Origin of the sequence: Glaciecola punicea ACAM 611, assembly GCF_000252165.1 — a bacterium.
Lineage (GTDB): Bacteria > Pseudomonadota > Gammaproteobacteria > Enterobacterales > Alteromonadaceae > Glaciecola > Glaciecola punicea.
In genome coordinates, this window is the sequence record NZ_BAET01000007.1 from 23,570 (window position 1) to 42,012 (window position 18,443).

The following is an 18,443-nucleotide window of genomic DNA, read 5'->3' on the forward strand; positions in this document are numbered from 1 at the left end:
TATCAACATTTTCTGTGGATAAGTCTGTTGATACTTGTGAATCAATTTAATTTTGAAATAGCAAAAGTTGTCAATATAAACTTTAATATATTTCTTATTTTTCAGTAAAGTCTATATTAAACAGTAATCTATAATTCTAATAAGATGCGGCAAAACTTTTCTGTATGTCTAATATGAAAGAAAGTGATGGCCTGTGTGTTAATTTTATTGACAAGGAATTTATTTTAAGGTCGCCATGTTATTGACGCGCTAATTTCAGCCTGTTTGGTATTTTTCTAGCATATATTGCTGTGCTTTTAGTAAGCAGCGCCTGCTCGTTTAGTGAACATTAATAGAAGGCGAAAATATTTTAAAAAGATATTGCTATTTTTACGCGAATGAATGGGGCAAACTAAAGTGTCTTTATTAATACATATAAATGTTTTGTCCATTCAAAAAAGCTCAAAATCTAAAAATGACATGTTAAAAGGCGATATTAAGTCGACTTTAATTAACATGGCAATTCCCATGATATTTGGCATGATCATGCTAATGACGTTTGGTATTGTCGATACTTTCTTCGTGAGTCTTATCGGCACTAATGAGCTTGCGGCTATCAGCTTTACGTTTCCGATAACCTTTCTCATTATTAGTTTCAACATTGGTTTGGGAATTGGGACCTCTGCTGTAATTGGTAAGTATCTTGGCAGTGGCGACGACTCAAACGCGAAAGTCTTGGCAACAGGTTCTTTGATGCTAGTATTTATACTGGTGGGCATGCTCAGCATTGCCGGTTATTTCACAATAGACTTTACCTTCACCTTACTGGGTGCAAGTGCAACGCTTTTGCCATTAATATATGATTACATGTCAATTTGGTACATCGCGGGCGTATTGTTAGCCATTCCCATGGTCGGAAACGCAGTGCTAAGAGCCTCTGGAGATACCAAAACACCAAGCATTATAATGGCCGCAGGGGGCGGAATTAACGTCGTGCTTACGCCTGTGTTAATTTTTGGATATTTGGGTTTTCCTGCGCTTGGCATAAAAGGAGCCGCGATTGCTACCTGCATTGCTTGGACGGTGTGCGTAGTGTGGATTATCTATTTTCTGGCGGTAAAACGCGAGCTGATGGAGCCTAGACTACTAAGCTGGTCTGAATTTGTGCCGGCATCCAAAGGCGTACTAACAATAGGTTTGCCTGCTGCAGGTTCAAACATGCTGACGCCTATTTCAGCCGCTATTGTAACCTCTATTGTGGCAGGTTATGGCGCGCATGCCGTGGCGGCGTGGGGCGTGGGGAATCGAATTGAATCACTTGCTAGCATTGTGGTGCTTGCTTTGTCTATGTCATTGCCGCCTCTTATTAGTCAAAATTTTGGGGCTAATCAATTTAGTCGAATACACACGGCCTACCGAATGTGTATTAAGTTTATACTGGTGTGGCAGTTTCTAATGTTTGTAATTTTGGTAATACTGGCGCCTTACATCGCCTCTGTATTTGCCGCTGAAGAAAGTGTGGCCCAGCAAATTACGCTTTTCTTACTCATTGTGCCTATTGGCTATGGTTTTCAAGGGATTATTATTTTGACTAACAGCGCGTTTAACGCAATGCATAAACCCCTAGCCGCAATGTATTTAAGTTTAATCCGCTTATTCATTTGCTACGTACCCATCACCGCACTTGGCAGTTATTTATACGGTCTGCAGGGTCTCTTTTGGGCTTGTGTGGTGGCTAATGCTCTGGCGGCTGGGGTATCGTACTATTGGTTTAATCGAGAGATAGGGCTGCAAAAGCAGGCGGACAAAGAAAATTATACAAGGGTGAATGATGTCAAAAGGCTTTAAACTTGCCGCTAAATATTCTCCAGCCGGGGATCAGCCTAAAGCAATCGCTAGTTTAGTTGAGGGCCTTGAAAGCGGCGTAGCGGGACAAGTGTTGTTAGGGGTAACAGGCTCTGGTAAAACCTTTACCATGGCCAACGTGATTAGTGGTGTACAAAGACCCACCTTAATTATGGCGCATAACAAAACCTTAGCGGCCCAGCTGTATGGCGAAATGAAAGAGTTTTTCCCAGACAACGCAGTTGAATACTTTGTGTCTTACTATGATTATTATCAGCCTGAAGCATATGTTCCTAGCACCGACACCTTCATTGAAAAAGACTCTTCTATTAATGAACATATAGAACAAATGAGGCTATCTGCTACCAAAGCGTTGATGGAGCGCAGAGACGTTATCATCATTGCGTCAGTGTCGGCTATATATGGTCTGGGCGATCCGCAAAGCTACATGAAAATGCTCTTGCATCTGCGTGTTGGCGACACGATGGACCAGCGTGATATTTTGCGCCGTTTGGCTGAGCTACAGTATAAACGCAACGATATTGCTTTTGAGCGTGGCACTTTTCGTGTGCGCGGCGATGTTATTGATATTTTCCCCGCCGACTCTGAAAAGCAGGCGGTGAGAATAGAGCTTTTTGATGAAGAGATAGAAAAACTCAGTTTGTTTGACCCCTTAACCGGCTCGGTCGACAAAAATGTAATACGCACCACTGTATTTCCTAAGACCCATTATGTGACCCCACGTGAAAAAATCGTGAAGGCGGTTGATCACATAAAAGAGGAGTTAACACAAAGAAAAGCGTATTTACTTGAACACCACAAATTGCTAGAAGAGCAGCGTCTTTCACAGCGCACTCAGTTCGATATTGAAATGATGTTAGAGCTTGGCTATTGCTCGGGCATTGAAAATTATTCACGCTATTTGTCGGGTAGAGCGCCCGGCGAGCCGCCGCCCACGCTGCTTGATTATTTTCCAGCAGACGGTCTTTTGTTTATTGACGAGTCGCACGTAACGGTGTCGCAAATTGGCGCGATGTATAAAGGTGATAGGTCGCGTAAAGAAACACTGGTTGAATATGGCTTTAGAATGCCATCTGCCCTTGACAACCGTCCGCTGCGCTTTGAAGAATTTGAACACATTTCACCCCAAACCATCTACGTGTCTGCCACTCCGGGTAATTTTGAGCTTGAAAAATGTCAGGGAGACATTGTTGAGCAGGTAGTGCGGCCAACCGGCTTACTTGATCCTCAAATAGAAGTGAGGCCGATAGCGACGCAAGTAGATGATGTGCTCAGTGAAATACACAAGCGCGTGGCGGTGAATGAGCGAGTACTCATTACGACACTCACCAAACGAATGTCGGAAGACTTAACCGAGTATTTGAGTGAACAAGGCGTGAGAGTGCGTTATTTGCATTCTGATATCGACACCGTAGAAAGAATCGAAATAATTAGAGATCTGCGCTTAGGCAAATTTGATGTGCTAGTGGGTATAAACTTGCTAAGGGAAGGGCTGGATATGCCCGAAGTTTCTTTAGTGGCTATACTTGATGCCGACAAAGAAGGCTTTTTGCGCGCTGAAAAGTCTTTAATTCAAACTATAGGCCGCGCGGCACGTCATTTGAACGGGCGCGCCATACTTTATGGCGATAAAATTACAAAGTCTATGCGCAAGGCAATCGATGAGACCGATAGGCGACGGGCGGTGCAAGAAGCTCATAATATTGCTAACGGTATTACACCACAGCAGGTGATTAAAGCCATTACTGACATTATGGATTTAGGCGACAGTAGCGCGCATCCCGCATCGGGCAAAGTCAAGTTGATGAAGGTAACAGACCAACAGTCTGCCAATAAACGACTAAGCCTGAAAGAAATGATGGGCAAAGTGGCTGATATGGAGAAAGAAATGTTTGGTTTTGCACGAGATTTAGAGTTTGAAAAAGCGGCCTCAATGCGTGATGATGTGGAAGCCTTAAGAAAAGAAATTGTGAGGTTGTCTTAACATACTCACGGAGTCGTAAATACTTAAATGCGTATACGACTTTATTGAGGGGCAACCATGTTAAGTCGCTTATAAGGATCATTCATCAAATTGCTAAGAGTATTTTACGCAGTACTTATTAAAACCTTGCCGCCTCAATGTAGAAGGTAGATTTGCGTTTTACGGCCTATTCGTACTCTAAAGGATCGGTCATGTTATTGCCTGCAAAAGCTTCTAATCTCTCTTGGCATGCACCGCATTTTCCGCAGGCTTTTTCACGCCCGTTATAGCAGGTCCACGTGTCATTGTAGTCTAAGTTTAGTGCCAAGCCGCGGGCCAATATTTCTATTTTATCGCTTTTTAAAAAAGGTGCGCGCACTTCAACCGCCTCATAATTAGCAATTTTACACACTTCATTCATGGTACTTACAAATTCAGTGCGGCAGTCTGGGTATATAGCATGATCCCCCGAATGTGCGCCAAAATATACCGCTTCTGCTTTAATTGATACTGCATAGCCGACCGCCAATGATAATAAAATCATATTACGATTGGGCACGACCGTTTGCTTCATAGAGGCTTCTTCGTAATGGCCTTGAGGTACATCAATGTTAGAGGTTAATGATGAGCCTGCAATCAACTGGTTAATACTTGATATATCAACAATTTTATGTGGAATGTTAAATTTTCGAGTAACTTTTTCAGCGTAAAGCAGCTCTTTACTGTGGCGCTGACCATAATTAAATGACACCGCATGAACTTCATACCCTTCGTGCTTTGCTAAGTGCAGTACGGTATATGAATCCATTCCGCCTGAATAGATAATAACAACTTTTTTTGTGCTCATATTTTGACTCTTTAGTTTTTTCAGTGCAGATTTTATGTCATTGATGCTAAAATCTAAATGCATAATCGTATTTATTTTAATTACAGGAAATATTAATTAATGACCACATTGTTGGTAAACGAAATATTCGAAACCATCCAGGGTGAAGGTTCATTCACCGGCACGCCCTCTATTTTTGTGCGCTTGCAAGGCTGTCCTGTAGGCTGTCCATGGTGTGATACCAAACACACTTGGGAAACACTGCCACAGCACCAGGTAAATAGCGATATTATTTTCTTGAAAGCGGGCGACTCCCCCAGTTATTTTAGTGTGCAAAGTCATGATCTTTTGCCCTTATTAGAAAAGCAAGGCTACACCGCAAAGCATATAGTAATCACCGGCGGTGAACCGTGTTTGTTCGATCTTAATGAGTTTACAACACGTGCCCACGACAAAGGCTTTAGTACTCAAATTGAAACTAGCGGCACCTATGAGGTGCAGTGCCATAGTGACACATGGGTGACGGTGTCGCCAAAAATTAATATGAAAGCAGGCATGCCCATTTTATCACAGGCAATGCAGCGCGCTAACGAGATAAAACACCCCATTGCGATGCAAAAGCACATAGACGAATTAGACGCCTTACTGCATAAAGAAAACTTGGTAAATCCCCTTAAAGAACTTAATGACAAGTCGCAAATTAAGGCCACACCGTTTCAATCACCAATGGTGTACCTTCAGCCTATAAGCCAGCAGGAGCGAGCAACCGCGCTTGCCATAAAGACCTGTATTGAGCGTAACTGGCGATTAAGCGTGCAGCTGCATAAATATATCGGAGTAGAATAACCATGTGTAAAATATGCAAAGGATTTACGCGTGTAGCAGCAATACTGAGTGTGCTTTGCTACATCGGCATCTCTTTTCAAGCCGCTTCTGCGGTATGGAATATTACTTATCCGCAATCTGAAGTAGAAAGTGATATACGCGATATTTATTCATTGGCCTTATTAGAATTAGCTCTGCAAAAAACAGGGGTGAGGTATGAGCTAACACAATCACTACAGCCAATGAAACAGCCCCGTGCCTTAAAACGCTTAGAAGAGAACCTCGATATTAACCTAATATGGTCAATGACTGACACCGTTCGGGAACAGCAGCTGCGGCCTATTCGTATCCCCATTACACGAGGCTTAATTGGTTGGCGAGTATTTTTAAGCCACCAAAATAGCCCTTTTTTAGAAGCCCCGATTAATGACATAACAGACCTACTTGAGTTTTCTCCCGTGCAGGGTATCTCCTGGCCCGACACTAAAATTCTCCAAGCTAATGGGTTTAACGTCATTACCGCCAGAGACTATATTGAAAGTACGCAATTTATAAACACCCAGCAAGCAGACTTTTTCCCGCGCTCGGTCATTGAAGTTATGCAAGAGTTAGATAATCAATACTCAGTCAACATGCAGCGGCGAAAAGACCTTGTTTTTTACTACCCTTCAGCCTTATATTTCTTTACTAACAAACAAAATATTACGCTGTCACGACTCATCGAAACGGGCCTGAATAGGGCGATAGAAGACGGCAGTTTTGAAAAGTTGTTTAATGAGCACTTTGGGGAAACTTTGGAAATATTAGATATAAAAAACGCGCTTAACTTCCGTTTAGCCAATCCATTACTGCCACCACTTACGCCTATTGACGAGGCTCGCTATTGGTATTATCCTAATCAATAGTAGGACAGTATTTGAAAGGGCATCCAGTTCTGGCTGCAGAAACCCCTTTTTCTGATGTCTTCACTTTCTTACTTTTCGTTGCTAGCCTTTAAATTCCCCAGAATGCACCGATTTCATTGAGCGACCAGAAGGGTCTGCCATGGCTTTGAAACTTGCATCCCACTCCAAAGCTTCTACCGTACTACATGCAATAGATTTTCCGCCGGGTATGCACTTTGCAGCGCTTTCTTGCGGGAAAAATTGCTCAAATACCGTACGGTAGTGATAGCCTTCTTTGGTGTCGGGTGTGTTTATGGGAAACCTGAAATGTGCCGTTGCAAGCTGCTGGTCTGACACTTTCTCGCCGACATATTCACGAATGGAGTCAATCCATGAGTAGCCTACACCGTCGCCAAACTGTTCTTTTTGACGCCACAATACTTCGGGTGGCAAGTAGGTGTTGTCATCAAATGCTTTGCGCAAAATCCATTTCTCCATGCGGCCGTTTATACACATTTTGTCTTGTGGGTTAAGGCGCATTGCTACATCCAGAAAGTTTTTATCTAAGAAGGGCACACGTGCTTCAACGCCCCACGCTGAGGTTGCCTTGTTGGCCCGAGCGCAGTCAAACATGTGTAGGCGGTCTAATTTACGCACGGTTTCTTCATGTAACTCTTTGGCGTTAGGCGCTTTATGAAAATACAGGTAGCCGCCGAAAATTTCGTCGGCGCCTTCTCCTGATAAGACCATTTTTATGCCCATGGCTTTAATTTTGCGGGTGAGCAAATACATTGGTGTGGCGGCCCGTATAGTGGTGGTATCGAAGGTTTCAAGATGATAAATAACGTCACGAATGGCGTCTAGGCCTTCTTGAATAGTAAAGTGCACTTCGTGGTGCACTGTACCAATCATGTCAGCAACTTTTTTCGCCGCAATTAAATCTGGTGCGCCCTCAAGGCCTACCGCAAAGCTGTGCAGTCGTGGCCACCAAGCATCGGTTTTATCCTCGTCTTCTATGCGCTTTGCCACATAGCGAGCGGCTACTGCCGACACCAATGAAGAGTCAAGGCCACCTGATAAAAGGACAGCGTAGGGCACATCTGACATTAAGTGAGATTTTACTGCCTTTTCAAAGGCATGCTTAAGATCTACCAGATTGGTGGTGTTGTCTTTGACATTTTCATAATCCATCCAGTCGCGCACATAGTACTTAACCAGCTTTCCGTTAAGCATGTAGTGCCCAGGAGGAAATTCTTGCACGGTTTTACACACGGGTACTAACGCTTTCATTTCTGAGGCAACGTAAAAGTTACCAAATTCGTCAAAGCCCGTGTATAACGGAATAATACCCATATGATCGCGCGCTATTAAATAGTCACCACTGGCTTTGTCATATAGTATGAAAGCAAACATACCTTCAAGTTTGTCAATAAAGTCAACGCCATAACGTTTGTATAAGGGCAGAATAATTTCGCAGTCTGAGCGAGTGGTAAATTCGTAGCCTTCACAGTGGGTTTGGGCTAGCTCTTTATGGTTGTAAATCTCGCCGTTTACCGCGAGTATTTGATTGCCGTCGTCACTTAAAAGCGGTTGAGCGCCTGTGTCAACATCTACAATTGCTAAGCGTTCATGGCATAAAATTGCGTGTTCGTCTTGCCATATACCCGACCAATCAGGGCCGCGATGGCGTAATAATTTTGCTAGCTCGAGCGCTTTTGGTCTTAGCTCACCAGCGTCTGTTTTGATATCTAAGATACCGAAAATACCACACATATAAATGCTTGCCTTTTGTTAGTTATTCAAAGAAGGTGTACAAAATCTCTGCCGTTTATTGTTAGATGCTGCTTTTTTAATCTACCTAAAAAAAGCCCACTGCTACAGGCAGGAACTAGGCCAAGGCCGAAGCGCATTACATTTATTATTATTGTTTGATTATTGATAATTGATAATTATTGATAATTATTTTGTGCAACACGAATTTGCCATGATACAAGAAAATTGCAAGTGTTTATTTGTTTTATAAGCCTAATACAAAAAACTGATGGGGTAAATTAACGATTTTTAAAGTTTAGTGTGCTTTTTTTCGTTCAGCCTGGCGCTAGATCTCGTTTATCTCGAGCCTCCAAATTATTTGTGTTAGCGTTTATACATTACATTTCTCGCTGTACCTTCTTCCTGCTTTATTTGTGTAGAAAAAAATATCGCGGTTTTATTCGTTGCTATACCCTTATCAGCCACATTAAAAGTCCACAAATATTTATTATAAAGGAGTGCATCAAAGTCCTATGAATATACGTCATTCTCAAGATGAAACGAGCGAAGAAGCATCAATTAATAGCCTTAAAACCTTGTTTCTGCTCTCTGACTTAGCGCCTTTTTACACTCTGGCTTCTTATGTTAAATCATCACTTGCTCAAGAAAACAGTGTAATCGGTAGCTTAGGCAGCCCCTCACAAATGAATACTACATTAGGCAACAATGCTAACTGCTTGAATATAATAATGGCTGCGAAGCACAAAACGCCATCCATAAGCTTTGCTGATGATAAAGAGTTTGAAAACGACAGTCGTTATTATGAACAAATAATATACGAGTCGAAGAAAGTCCCAACAAGGAAAAACTGGCATGACTTTTTTAACGGCTTGATATGGTCTCAATTTCCTATCACAAAACAATATTTTAACGAACAGCATGTTGAACAAATACAGCTAAACCAGAGCGCTAAAAAACGCAGCCCTGTGCGAGACAAGTTAACACACTTTGATGAATGCGGGCTGGTGCTGTTTACTAATTGTAAAGAGGTGAACACCCAGCTAGAGCAGCACGAATGGTTACGCTTGTTTGTTGAGAATAAGTGTAAATGGCACTCCCAAATTATTCCCGTCATATTTGGGCACGCTTTATGGGAAATGTTGTTGAACCCATTTGTTGGCTTAACCGCCAAGGTAGTCGTAATAGAGGTGACTGACAGTGTGCTGGCACAAATACAGACAAACAAGGACAGTGCGGATCGTCATGCAGTATGCGATAACTTGTTATTTGCACACATAAGCCAACGTAATTTGATCAGCGCAAAAAGACCCTTTTTGCCAATGCCGCTGTTGGGTATACCGCAGTGGTCGCCAATAGAACAAAACGATTCTTTTTATCGCAACGACAGCTATTTTATGCCGAAACGCAGATGACGACCCAAGTGTAGACAATCATAATTCTCGTACACCTATTTTTGCTTCATTTACGTGTGGGCTCCTAACGCGGTAATGACTAATATTATCCAAAAAACGTAGCAGGGAAAAAAGCCGTGATAAATGCACGTGTTTGGCTAAAGTTAATCCATGACCTTATGCAAATATTGACCAAAGTAATAGAGAAAATAAGGTCAATGGGAATCTCAATAGCAGTCTAAATCATGGTGAGCCCATGTCAATATTCAGCAGAAAACCAAGTGACAGAGGGCCAATAAAGACGCATTTATTTGCGCGCCTGCAGCATGAAATATTTTTTCTTTTTTCCTTTTTGCTTATTTTGGTGGGAAGTAATTATCTTCACAAGATTTAAGCATTGTTCAGTTCTTTAGAGGCAATTTTTTATGACATGCTTTTTATCAGATTTACCCTGAATGCAGGGCTTTTTTTAGGTCCAAAGTGCAGTTTTTTAGATAATTACTCGCTAAAATGAATTGCATCACATAATATTACGTGCCGACATTCATTAGTTGTATTTTCACTTGTGCGTATTTAGTTCACGCAGTCTTCACACACCATAAGAATTTGGAAAACTTGAATGATAGTTATTAAAGAACTCGCCAAGAAGTTTACAGTAGAAAATCCGAAAAAACTCAGTGAGCAAGACAAGAAAGACCCCCGCTTAGATGGACGTTATTTTCATTCCGTCAAAAATGTGAGTTTGCGCTGTAATAAGGGTCAAGTATTAGGTTTGCTAGGTCCTAATGGTGCAGGTAAAACGACCACCTTGCGCATGCTGTCTACTGCCCTGCAGCCCAACAGTGGATCCATTATGATCGGCGATATTGACGTGGTGGCAGACCCCGTCATGGCACGTAAAAAAATAGGTTTTTTATCCGGCTCTACAGGTTTATACGGCCGCTTAACGGGGCGTGAGAACATTGAGTATTTTGGTCGCCTCAACGGTATGAATGAAGCGTCGATTAAAGCAAAGATAAACGAAATTGCTGACCAGCTCGACATGCACACTTTTTTAGATCGCCGCAGCGAGAATTTTTCTACAGGCATGAAACAAAAAACCTCAATCGCACGAGCGGTTGTGCATTCTCCCGACGTGGTGGTACTTGATGAACCCACAACAGGGCTCGATATTATGGCGGCTAAAACCGTTATAGACTTTATACGAGATTTAAAGCACAAAGGTATCCCTGTTATTTTCTCTACTCATCACTTAGATGAAGTGACCGAACTATGTGACCACATATCGGTGATTGATCACGGTTTAACCAGCTTTGACGGGCCACTTGCCGATTTTGTAGCACTTTCTCCCAATAATTTACATGAGGCCTTTATGCGCGCTCTGCACAGGAGTGAAAGCTAATGTGGTTAATTTTTAAAAAAGAAATACTAGAATTATTGCGCGATCGCAAAACCTTGTTTTTTATGATCGCTTTGCCTTTGCTGGTCTTTCCGCTTATTTTCGGTGGTATGTTTTACTTTACCGGTAAAGCAATGACGACCTCACAAACCGAAAGTTTAACGTATGCGGTAAGCGGGGCGCAATATGCACCAGAATTAATGGCTGCGCTTGAAAGCGTCGATAGCCTAGCGCGCATAGACCTTAGCGGCAATTTGAGTGATAAAGACACTGTGGCAGGTATTATCAGCCGTAATGAAGTTGACTTTGTACTGCAAATTCCCAATAACTTCAGTAATGACGTTGGCCAAAGTGGTCAGATAACGTTGAAACTAGTCTTAAATGATGCCCAGCTCAACAGCGTGCAAGTGCGTATTCAAGAAGTTACCGACAAGATTGAAAGCATGAACCAACGAAATGCCTTTGCAAACCTTGGTGTGAGCGAGTCGATTCAAGCAGCGATGCTCGACCCAATCATTGTTCAAAAGGTCAATTTAGCTGATGCACGCGAGCAAACAGGAGCTATTTTTGGCGGCCTTATCCCTTACTTTATGTTTATTTTGTGCCTGCAGGGCGCTATGCTCCCAGCGGCCGATATAGGCGCGGGCGAAAAGGAAAGAGGTACCTTAGAAACACTGCTACTGTCGCCTATTGACCGCTATAAAATTGTGTTGGCAAAATTTTTAACTATTGCAACTGCGGGCCTAACATCGGCTCTGGTAACAGTCATCAGTATGGGTATCTGGGCGCTTGTGATAAGTGTGCAAATGCCAATGGGGCCGGTGGTTGAATTTATCTCGGCCATAGATGGGTTTGACTTTTTACTGGTGTTTTTAATGCTTATTCCGGTAGTGGCCACTTTTGCGTCTCTATTATTGGCTTTGTCTATTTATGCGCGTTCATTTAAGGAGGCCCAAGGTTACATGAGCCCGCTGATGATCGTGGTTTTCCTACCTATCATTGTCACTCTTATTCCGGGCATAGAATTAAAGGGCGTATGGGCATGGATCCCGCTAACAAATGTGGCACTGGCCATTAAAGAGTTAGTCAAAGGCACTATGGACTACGTGCAGTTGATTGCTATATTTGGCTCATCGGTAATATTAGCAGGTGCCTTATTAGGTTTTTGTGTGTATTGGTTTAAGCAAGAAAAAGTATTGTTTAGATAACAAGCAAGCGGCTAAGCTTATGGCTATAGCAGCTAACCACCTTTGTCATCATTGACGTTTTTAACATGTATAGAGATTTATTATTAGCCTTATGACGCCTGAACAATCATCCTCTGCTAAGCGTTCGCCCCAGCAGCAGCTATCCAACAAGGTGAGCGATTTTTTTGCCCAAGACGGTCCGTTAGCCGGTGTACTTAGGGATTATCAGGTTCGTCAGCAGCAGCTCGATTTATCGGTTGCCATAGAACAAGCGCTTGCAAGTAAAACCGCGCTTATTGCAGAAGCAGGCACAGGCACGGGAAAAACCTTCGCTTATTTAGTGCCGGCAATTCAAAGTCAGCAAAAAGTTATTATTTCCACCGGTACAAAAAATTTGCAAGAACAACTGTTTAAGCGAGACTTACCGCTGGTGAAAGAGCTCATTAACAAACAAAAAGACACGGCATTATTAAAAGGGCGCAGCAATTATTTATGCCTTCACCGCATAAAGCTTAACGAATTGTCTACTCGGGGTATTGAACAAGAAACCCTATTAGAATATAAAATGGTGCAAAAGTGGTCTGTGGGCACTCAAACCGGCGACATGAGCGACCTTAAAGGCCTCAAAGAAGACGCTCGTGTGCTGCCTATGGTGACTTCCACTATTGACAACTGCCTTGGTAAAGACTGCTCTTACTATGATGACTGTTTTTTAGTGAAAGCGCGCCAAAAAGCCATGCAGGCCGATGTGGTGATTGTTAACCATCATCTATTTTTTGCCGATTTGGCGCTAAAAGAGCAGGGCTTTGGTGAATTGATACCCGCCGCCGACTGCATTATTTTTGATGAGGCACACTTAGTGCCTGACATTGCCAGTGAATATTTTGGCGAAAATTTCTCGACGCGGCAGCTTAACGATCAGCTAAAAGATTTAATAAAGCTGCAGAAAGTGAGTGTCAAAGACGCTAACCAGTTGTCAGAGTTTGCCGAAAAATGCCAATATGCGGTGTCGGATCTGCGCATGCAGTTTCCCAGCGACAGCGAACGCGGGAATTGGCTAGGGGCAATGAAGCGAGTACCGGTTGTTGAGCAAATTACGCAGTTGTTAAATTACCTTGGAAATTTATTGGAAGTGGGCAAAATTCATGGCGGCCGCGATAAAGATTTAGACGCCTTGCTTGAAAAGATCAGCACCAATACTGAGCGCTTGCGTTTGTTTACTATTAGCACGCACAAAGATGTGAGCTTGTGGTTTGAAACAACAAAGTACCATCTTATGCTGCACCTCACGCCCTTGAGTATCGCCAAACAATTTTCAAAGGTAATGAATGAGCGAGAAGCTAGTTGGGTGTTTACTTCGGCTACTTTAGCCATAAACGGCGAGTTTACCCACTTTCAAAAACTCATGGGACTTCAAGACGCAGACAGCCTGTGTTTTGACAGCCCCTTCGACTACCAAAAGCAAGCTATATTGTGCGTGCCACGATACTTACCTGAGCCCAGCAGCAAGAATATAAAACAAGCCTTGGTCGACACGGCGATTACCCTGATACAAGCTGCAAAAGGCAGATGCTTTATTTTATTTACCAGTCACTACATGATGCGAGAAGTATCAAGTTTGGTAAAAGAACGCATTGACAATCCGATTTATGTGCAGGGCGAACGCTCAAAATCGGCTATTTTAGAAGATTATCTCGCCAATCCCGAAAGTGCGCTCTTTGCCACAGGGGCATTTTGGGAAGGCGTTGACGTTAAAGGTGATGATTTACTCTGCGTTATGATTGATAAATTACCGTTTGCATCGCCCGATGATCCGCTGCTAAAAGCGCGACTCGATGATTGTCAAAAGCAGGGTGGATCGCCATTTTTCGACATTCAAATACCCCAAGCGGTAATCGCTCTCAAACAAGGCGCAGGCAGGCTAATTCGAGATTTTCAAGACCGAGGCGTATTGGTCATATGCGATAACCGTCTTGTAACTAAGCCTTATGCAAGTACCTTTCTTGCCAGTTTGCCCGATATGCGCAAAACACGAGATTTAAAAACGGTGCAGGCTTTTTTATCCTCAATTAGCTAACGTTAGCCACAAGCAACCTTATTAATGGCATTATAAATCGAGATTATTACATGAATATACTAGCAATTGACACAGCAACCGAAGCTTGCAGTGTAGCCTTAATGGGCAGCACGGTGAGCAGCAACCCACAAAATCCAGCGTCACAAAATCATACAGCGGACCCAGTAGACAGTATTTTTGAAATATGTCCACAGCAGCATAGTCAGAAAATACTGCCAATGATTGATACTATTTTAACGCGTAGTTCTATGTTGCCAGCTAATTTATCAGCTATTGCCTATGGCTGTGGCCCCGGCAGTTTTACTGGCGTAAGAATAGCGGCAAGCACGGTTCAAGGCTTAGCCTTTGGCGCTGATTTACCTGTGGTGCAGGTGTCTACCCTCGCCACAATGGCGCAGCAAGTTTATGCACAAACGGGCCGCACTGAACATTTAATATTGATTGATGCGCGCATGCAAGAGGTGTACATGGGCCATTTTACAATAGTAGACGGGGTTGCCAGCGCGCAGATGAAAGAAGTGGTAGTGGCGCCACAAGACGCTCTTGATTATTGGCGCAGCCTACCACCAGATATTGGTCTAGCGGGCACAGGTTTTGTGACATATGCTTCACTTTTCAGTGAAGCTCTGCAGAGCTTCACACTAGACGTGCTTTATCCTAATGCCGCCTATATGCTTTCTTTTGCGCAACAAGCACTTAAAAAGAAAACAACGATTACGGTGAACGAAATAGAACCTGTGTACGTTAGAGATACAGTAACGTGGAAAAAATTACCGCATAAAATGTAGAAACGCGCTTGTTTAATACAACTCAACTTCGCTGAGGGCATTGAACTTGGTAGTTTAAAAATAGCCAAAATCTTGTGTATTTACCCATTAAGGTGTTAATAATGAGTGCAATAAAGAGTATAAAGTTAATAATGCTTGTCGCGGCGCTTAGCGCATTGGCGGGGTGTGCAACAGTACCAAACTCTATTACCGTAGCAGAAAATACGAAGCTAATATCTTTTGACGATGTTAGCAACGACATTGCGAATATACAGCCTGATGCTGCAATTTCATTATCGAGCATTGATGGAAAAGCGCGCTGGGGTGGTAAGATTGTTTCGGTTGTGAACAAGAAAGACGTGTCTGAAATTGAAGTAGTGTTTTTCCCTGAAGATCGTCAAGGCAAACCAAAGACAGGCCTGCCTAGCACTGGCCGCTTCAAAGCAATAGTGGCTGGTTTTGTTGATCCACTAGTGTTTGAAAAAGGTCGCTTAATTACGGTGGTTGGTGACGTCAGTGAAAATGTTGAGGGCATTATAGGTGAACAGAGATATATGTATCCGACCTTAGAAGCTAAAGGCTATTACATGTGGAAAGAAACGACGGATGTAAATGTAGAAATAGATTCCTTCGCTTTTTCTCCTTTCATCTATGGTGCAGGGTTTCATCGCGGCTTTTTCAACCCATGGTACAACCCGTGGATGCTACAGCGTCAAAGAGGACGGGCGAGAATTGAGCGCTTCAACGGGCATAGTCAAGGCTCTAAAGTCAGGCGTACTAAGCCCGCATCTTCAAGTGTCATTCAAAGTAAGCCTAGAAGAACAACAAGCACACTGCAGACTCGTCAAACGGACAGAAGGCCAAAGCCACAGCAGTAGAGCGCAATATGTTGTATGAAACGCAAATAAAGTTGCCACACTTATCGCTGGCCGCGCTTGCAAACAGTGAGGTAATTGATCCGAGAAAACCAACGTTAGTGTGTCTGCATGGTTTTCTAGATAACGCCAACAGTTTTGCCACTTTAATGCCCCTTCTGAACAATTACCAATGCGTGGCCATAGACATGGCAGGCCATGGTAAATCCGAGCACAGAAGCATAGACGCTTACTATCATTTAAGTGACTATGCTTATGATGTGTATCAGCTAATAGTGACATTACAACTGCGTAATTTTGCGCTGCTTGGCCATTCTCTAGGCGCTATCGTTAGCAGTTTATATGCATCTACGAGGCCTAAGGGCTTAAGAGGGTTTATTGCGATAGAGTCGTGCGGCCCATTGACGCAAAGCGCAGACACCACAGCGGCGCAGTTAAGAGAATGCTTCATAAGCAGGGCCAAAGCCAATAAGGCTATTATACACCCAAGAAACATTGAAGCGGTTGTAAAATCGCGCTGTGCGGTGAGTGACTTGAGCCCTAAGCATGCACAGCAAATCATGATCCGAAATCTAAAAACCGATGCTGTGGGCAATTTACAATGGCGCACCGATAAGCGCTTACGCACTAACTCGGCCATGAGAATGACGGAAGAACAAGCATCTTCGGTGCTTGCCAACATAGAATGCCCACGATTATTAATATTGGGTAATCAAGGATTTGAGAAGATTAAAGCGGCAATAGCGCTGCGCGATCCAGTTTTCTTTGATGTTCCTGTTAGTACTTTCGAAGGCGGTCATCATGTTCACCTCGAATCGGTAACGCCCGTAGCCAATTGTATTGATAAATACTGCGCACATTTTTTTAAGTCTTAATTCATTTATCCTAAATTAGAATCACTGTTTCTTTTTACAGACAGGTACATTAGTATTAGCGCGTTATTAACCACCAAAAAGGTGCTAAGTGGAAAAGATTTGGATAGCGCAATACGATAAAAATGTCGATGCGGAAATAAGCGACAACATCGCTCCTTCATTGTTAGACATTTTTGAAGCATCATTTGCCGAGTTTAGTACCAAAACTGCTTTTATTAACATGGGCCATCAAATTACGTTCGCTGATTTAGACGGTTTGTCGGCGCAATTTGCCGCGTATTTACAAAATTCAGGCTTACAAAAGGGCGACTCAGTTGCAGTAATGATGCCTAACTTACTGCAATATCCTGTGGCTTTATTTGGTATATTGCGTGCGGGGATGACGGTGGTTAACGTTAACCCAATGTATACCCCAAGAGAATTGCAGCATCAGCTCAGCGATGCCAAAGTAAAAACCATAATTTTGCTTGAAAATTTTGCTGACACTCTATCTAAAGTTATCAGTAACACTGAGCTTGAAAATGTGGTGTTAACGTCGGTGGGCGACATGCTCCCGGCGCCGAAGAGATGGTTAGTCAATTTTGCGGTAAAATACATTAAAAAGATGGTACCCACGTACAATCTAAAAAGTGCGATACGTTTTAATGACGCCCTTTTACAGGGTAAATCTCCCTCTTATATCAGGCCGGAAGTAGGCGCTAATGATATTGCTTTTTTGCAATATACAGGCGGAACTACAGGCGTGTCGAAAGGCGCCATGCTGTCGCATAGGAATATGGTGTCTAATTTAGAGCAGGTAGCAGGCAATCTTAAAATAGCGGTGAGTCCAGGTGCTATGGTAGTAACAGCGCTGCCGCTGTATCACATTTTTGCGCTTACCAGCAATTGTCTAACGTTTTTTAAATCGGGGAGTCCGAACTTATTAATTACCGATCCGCGCGATATGCCGGGTTTTGTCGCCGAATTAAAGAAGTATCCTTTTGCGGTTATTACCGGTGTTAACACTCTGTTTAATGGCCTCTTGAACACCCCAGGTTTTGCTGGCTTAGATTTCAGCCATTTTATGTTTGGCCTAGGCGGCGGCATGGCAGTTCAACAGCCCGTCGCGAGCAAATGGCATAGCGTAACAGGCAAAGTGTTAATTGAAGGGTACGGTTTAACAGAGTGTTCACCTATTGTATCGGTAAACCCATTCAATTTAACCGAATATAAAGGTTCCATTGGACTTCCATTGCCCTCTACCGATATCAAGTTGATAGATGATGACGGCAACCAAGTGGCCATTGGTGAGTCTGGCGAACTTTATGTTAAAGGCCCGCAGGTAATGGTAGGCTATTTAGGACGGCCCCAAGAAACAAATGACATTTTGCGGGAAGGATGGCTAGCAACAGGCGATATTGCAAAAATGGATGAGCAAGGTTTTCTGTACATTGTTGATCGTAAAAAAGATATGATATTGGTATCTGGTTTTAATGTGTTTCCCAACGAAATAGAAGAAGTTGCGGCTATGCACGAAGGTGTATTTGAAGCTGCTGCGGTAGGCATTGCGCATGACGTGTCGGGAGAAGTGGTTAAATTATTTGTCGTGAAAAAAGACCCTAATTTAAGCAAAGAAGACGTTATTAAACACTGTAAGTCACTGCTCACAGGCTATAAAGTGCCCAAAATAGTGGAATTTATAGACGAGCTACCAAAGTCCAATGCGGGTAAAATACTGCGTCGTGAACTACGCGATAAGATCAGCGAATAGGGTTTT

The 18,443-nt window shown here is 43.0% G+C and carries 14 protein-coding genes; 12 read left to right on the plus strand and 2 right to left on the minus strand.

Annotated features, from left to right (window positions below):
• Window positions 1–423 precede the first annotated feature (423 nt).
• Window positions 424–1,827, plus strand: coding sequence for an MATE family efflux transporter (locus GPUN_RS02570; RefSeq protein ID WP_141567209.1), 1,404 nt, complete (start codon window positions 424–426; stop codon window positions 1,825–1,827).
• On the plus strand, window positions 1,811–3,829 hold the full coding sequence (gene uvrB, locus GPUN_RS02575) for an excinuclease ABC subunit UvrB (RefSeq protein ID WP_006003137.1): 2,019 nt from the start codon (window positions 1,811–1,813) through the stop codon (window positions 3,827–3,829). The genes GPUN_RS02570 and uvrB overlap by 17 nt, the downstream gene beginning before the upstream one ends.
• A gap of 166 nt (window positions 3,830–3,995) precedes the next feature.
• On the opposite strand, the gene queC is transcribed toward uvrB, so the two are convergent.
• Window positions 3,996–4,718, minus strand: a complete 723-nt coding sequence (queC, locus tag GPUN_RS02580; RefSeq protein ID WP_141567197.1) for a 7-cyano-7-deazaguanine synthase QueC — start codon at window positions 4,716–4,718, stop codon at window positions 3,996–3,998.
• 36 nt (window positions 4,719–4,754) lie between these two features.
• Here queC and queE point away from each other — a divergent pair, with 36 nt between their 5' ends.
• Together queE and GPUN_RS02590 are read left to right on the plus strand one after the other, a co-directional pair.
• A complete protein-coding gene (queE, locus tag GPUN_RS02585) occupies window positions 4,755–5,480 on the plus strand; it encodes a 7-carboxy-7-deazaguanine synthase QueE (protein ID WP_006003141.1) in 726 nt (241 codons plus the stop codon).
• Between the two features lie 2 nt (window positions 5,481–5,482).
• Window positions 5,483–6,364: a transporter substrate-binding domain-containing protein gene (locus tag GPUN_RS02590; RefSeq protein ID WP_006003143.1), complete on the plus strand. Its 882-nt coding sequence runs from the start codon at window positions 5,483–5,485 to the stop codon at window positions 6,362–6,364.
• An 81-nt stretch (window positions 6,365–6,445) separates the two neighbouring features.
• Here the strand turns inward: GPUN_RS02590 and asnB are convergent, their stop codons facing one another.
• A complete protein-coding gene (gene asnB, locus GPUN_RS02595) occupies window positions 6,446–8,116 on the minus strand; it encodes an asparagine synthase B (RefSeq protein ID WP_006003144.1) in 1,671 nt (556 codons plus the stop codon).
• A gap of 512 nt (window positions 8,117–8,628) precedes the next feature.
• Here asnB and GPUN_RS02600 point away from each other — a divergent pair.
• The 8 genes from GPUN_RS02600 to GPUN_RS02635 all read left to right on the plus strand — a co-directional run bounded on the left by GPUN_RS02600 (window position 8,629) and on the right by GPUN_RS02635 (window position 18,437).
• On the plus strand, window positions 8,629–9,528 hold the full coding sequence (locus tag GPUN_RS02600) for a DUF3025 domain-containing protein (RefSeq protein WP_006003146.1): 900 nt from the start codon (window positions 8,629–8,631) through the stop codon (window positions 9,526–9,528).
• Between the two features lie 598 nt (window positions 9,529–10,126).
• The gene (locus GPUN_RS02605; RefSeq protein ID WP_006003151.1) at window positions 10,127–10,909 is read left to right on the plus strand and encodes an ABC transporter ATP-binding protein; all 783 of its coding nucleotides are present in this window, start codon (window positions 10,127–10,129) and stop codon (window positions 10,907–10,909) included.
• A complete protein-coding gene (locus GPUN_RS02610) occupies window positions 10,909–12,114 on the plus strand; it encodes an ABC transporter permease (protein WP_006003153.1) in 1,206 nt (401 codons plus the stop codon). The genes GPUN_RS02605 and GPUN_RS02610 overlap by 1 nt, the downstream gene beginning before the upstream one ends.
• Before the next feature lie 91 nt (window positions 12,115–12,205).
• A complete protein-coding gene (gene yoaA / locus GPUN_RS02615) occupies window positions 12,206–14,170 on the plus strand; it encodes a DNA repair helicase YoaA (RefSeq protein WP_006003155.1) in 1,965 nt (654 codons plus the stop codon).
• Window positions 14,171–14,220: 50 nt separating this feature from the next.
• Entirely contained in the window at window positions 14,221–14,958 is a 738-nt protein-coding gene (gene tsaB / locus GPUN_RS02620; RefSeq protein ID WP_006003156.1) for a tRNA (adenosine(37)-N6)-threonylcarbamoyltransferase complex dimerization subunit type 1 TsaB, read from the plus strand.
• Between the two features lie 101 nt (window positions 14,959–15,059).
• On the plus strand, window positions 15,060–15,815 hold the full coding sequence (locus GPUN_RS02625; RefSeq protein ID WP_006003158.1) for a Slp family lipoprotein: 756 nt from the start codon (window positions 15,060–15,062) through the stop codon (window positions 15,813–15,815).
• Between the two features lie 8 nt (window positions 15,816–15,823).
• Entirely contained in the window at window positions 15,824–16,687 is an 864-nt protein-coding gene (locus tag GPUN_RS02630) for an alpha/beta hydrolase (protein ID WP_006003159.1), read from the plus strand.
• Between the two features lie 88 nt (window positions 16,688–16,775).
• Complete coding sequence (locus tag GPUN_RS02635; RefSeq protein WP_006003161.1) at window positions 16,776–18,437, plus strand: AMP-binding protein; 1,662 nt, start codon at window positions 16,776–16,778, stop codon at window positions 18,435–18,437.
• The last annotated feature ends 6 nt before the right edge of the window (window positions 18,438–18,443 follow it).

Bases quoted from the DNA above. Each gene is read 5' to 3' on its own strand.
- uvrB (WP_006003137.1), top strand. From the start codon at position 1,811: ATGTCAAAAGGCTTTAAACTTGCCGCTAAATATTCTCCAGCCGGGGAT.
- queC (WP_141567197.1), bottom strand. From the start codon at position 4,718: ATGCATTTAGATTTTAGCATCAATGACATAAAATCTGCACTGAAAAAA.
- queE (WP_006003141.1), top strand. From the start codon at position 4,755: ATGACCACATTGTTGGTAAACGAAATATTCGAAACCATCCAGGGTGAA.
- GPUN_RS02590 (WP_006003143.1), top strand. From the start codon at position 5,483: ATGTGTAAAATATGCAAAGGATTTACGCGTGTAGCAGCAATACTGAGT.
- asnB (WP_006003144.1), bottom strand. From the start codon at position 8,116: ATGTGTGGTATTTTCGGTATCTTAGATATCAAAACAGACGCTGGTGAG.
- GPUN_RS02600 (WP_006003146.1), top strand. From the start codon at position 8,629: ATGAATATACGTCATTCTCAAGATGAAACGAGCGAAGAAGCATCAATT.
- GPUN_RS02605 (WP_006003151.1), top strand. From the start codon at position 10,127: ATGATAGTTATTAAAGAACTCGCCAAGAAGTTTACAGTAGAAAATCCG.
- GPUN_RS02610 (WP_006003153.1), top strand. From the start codon at position 10,909: ATGTGGTTAATTTTTAAAAAAGAAATACTAGAATTATTGCGCGATCGC.
- yoaA (WP_006003155.1), top strand. From the start codon at position 12,206: ATGACGCCTGAACAATCATCCTCTGCTAAGCGTTCGCCCCAGCAGCAG.
- tsaB (WP_006003156.1), top strand. From the start codon at position 14,221: ATGAATATACTAGCAATTGACACAGCAACCGAAGCTTGCAGTGTAGCC.
- GPUN_RS02625 (WP_006003158.1), top strand. From the start codon at position 15,060: ATGAGTGCAATAAAGAGTATAAAGTTAATAATGCTTGTCGCGGCGCTT.
- GPUN_RS02630 (WP_006003159.1), top strand. From the start codon at position 15,824: ATGTTGTATGAAACGCAAATAAAGTTGCCACACTTATCGCTGGCCGCG.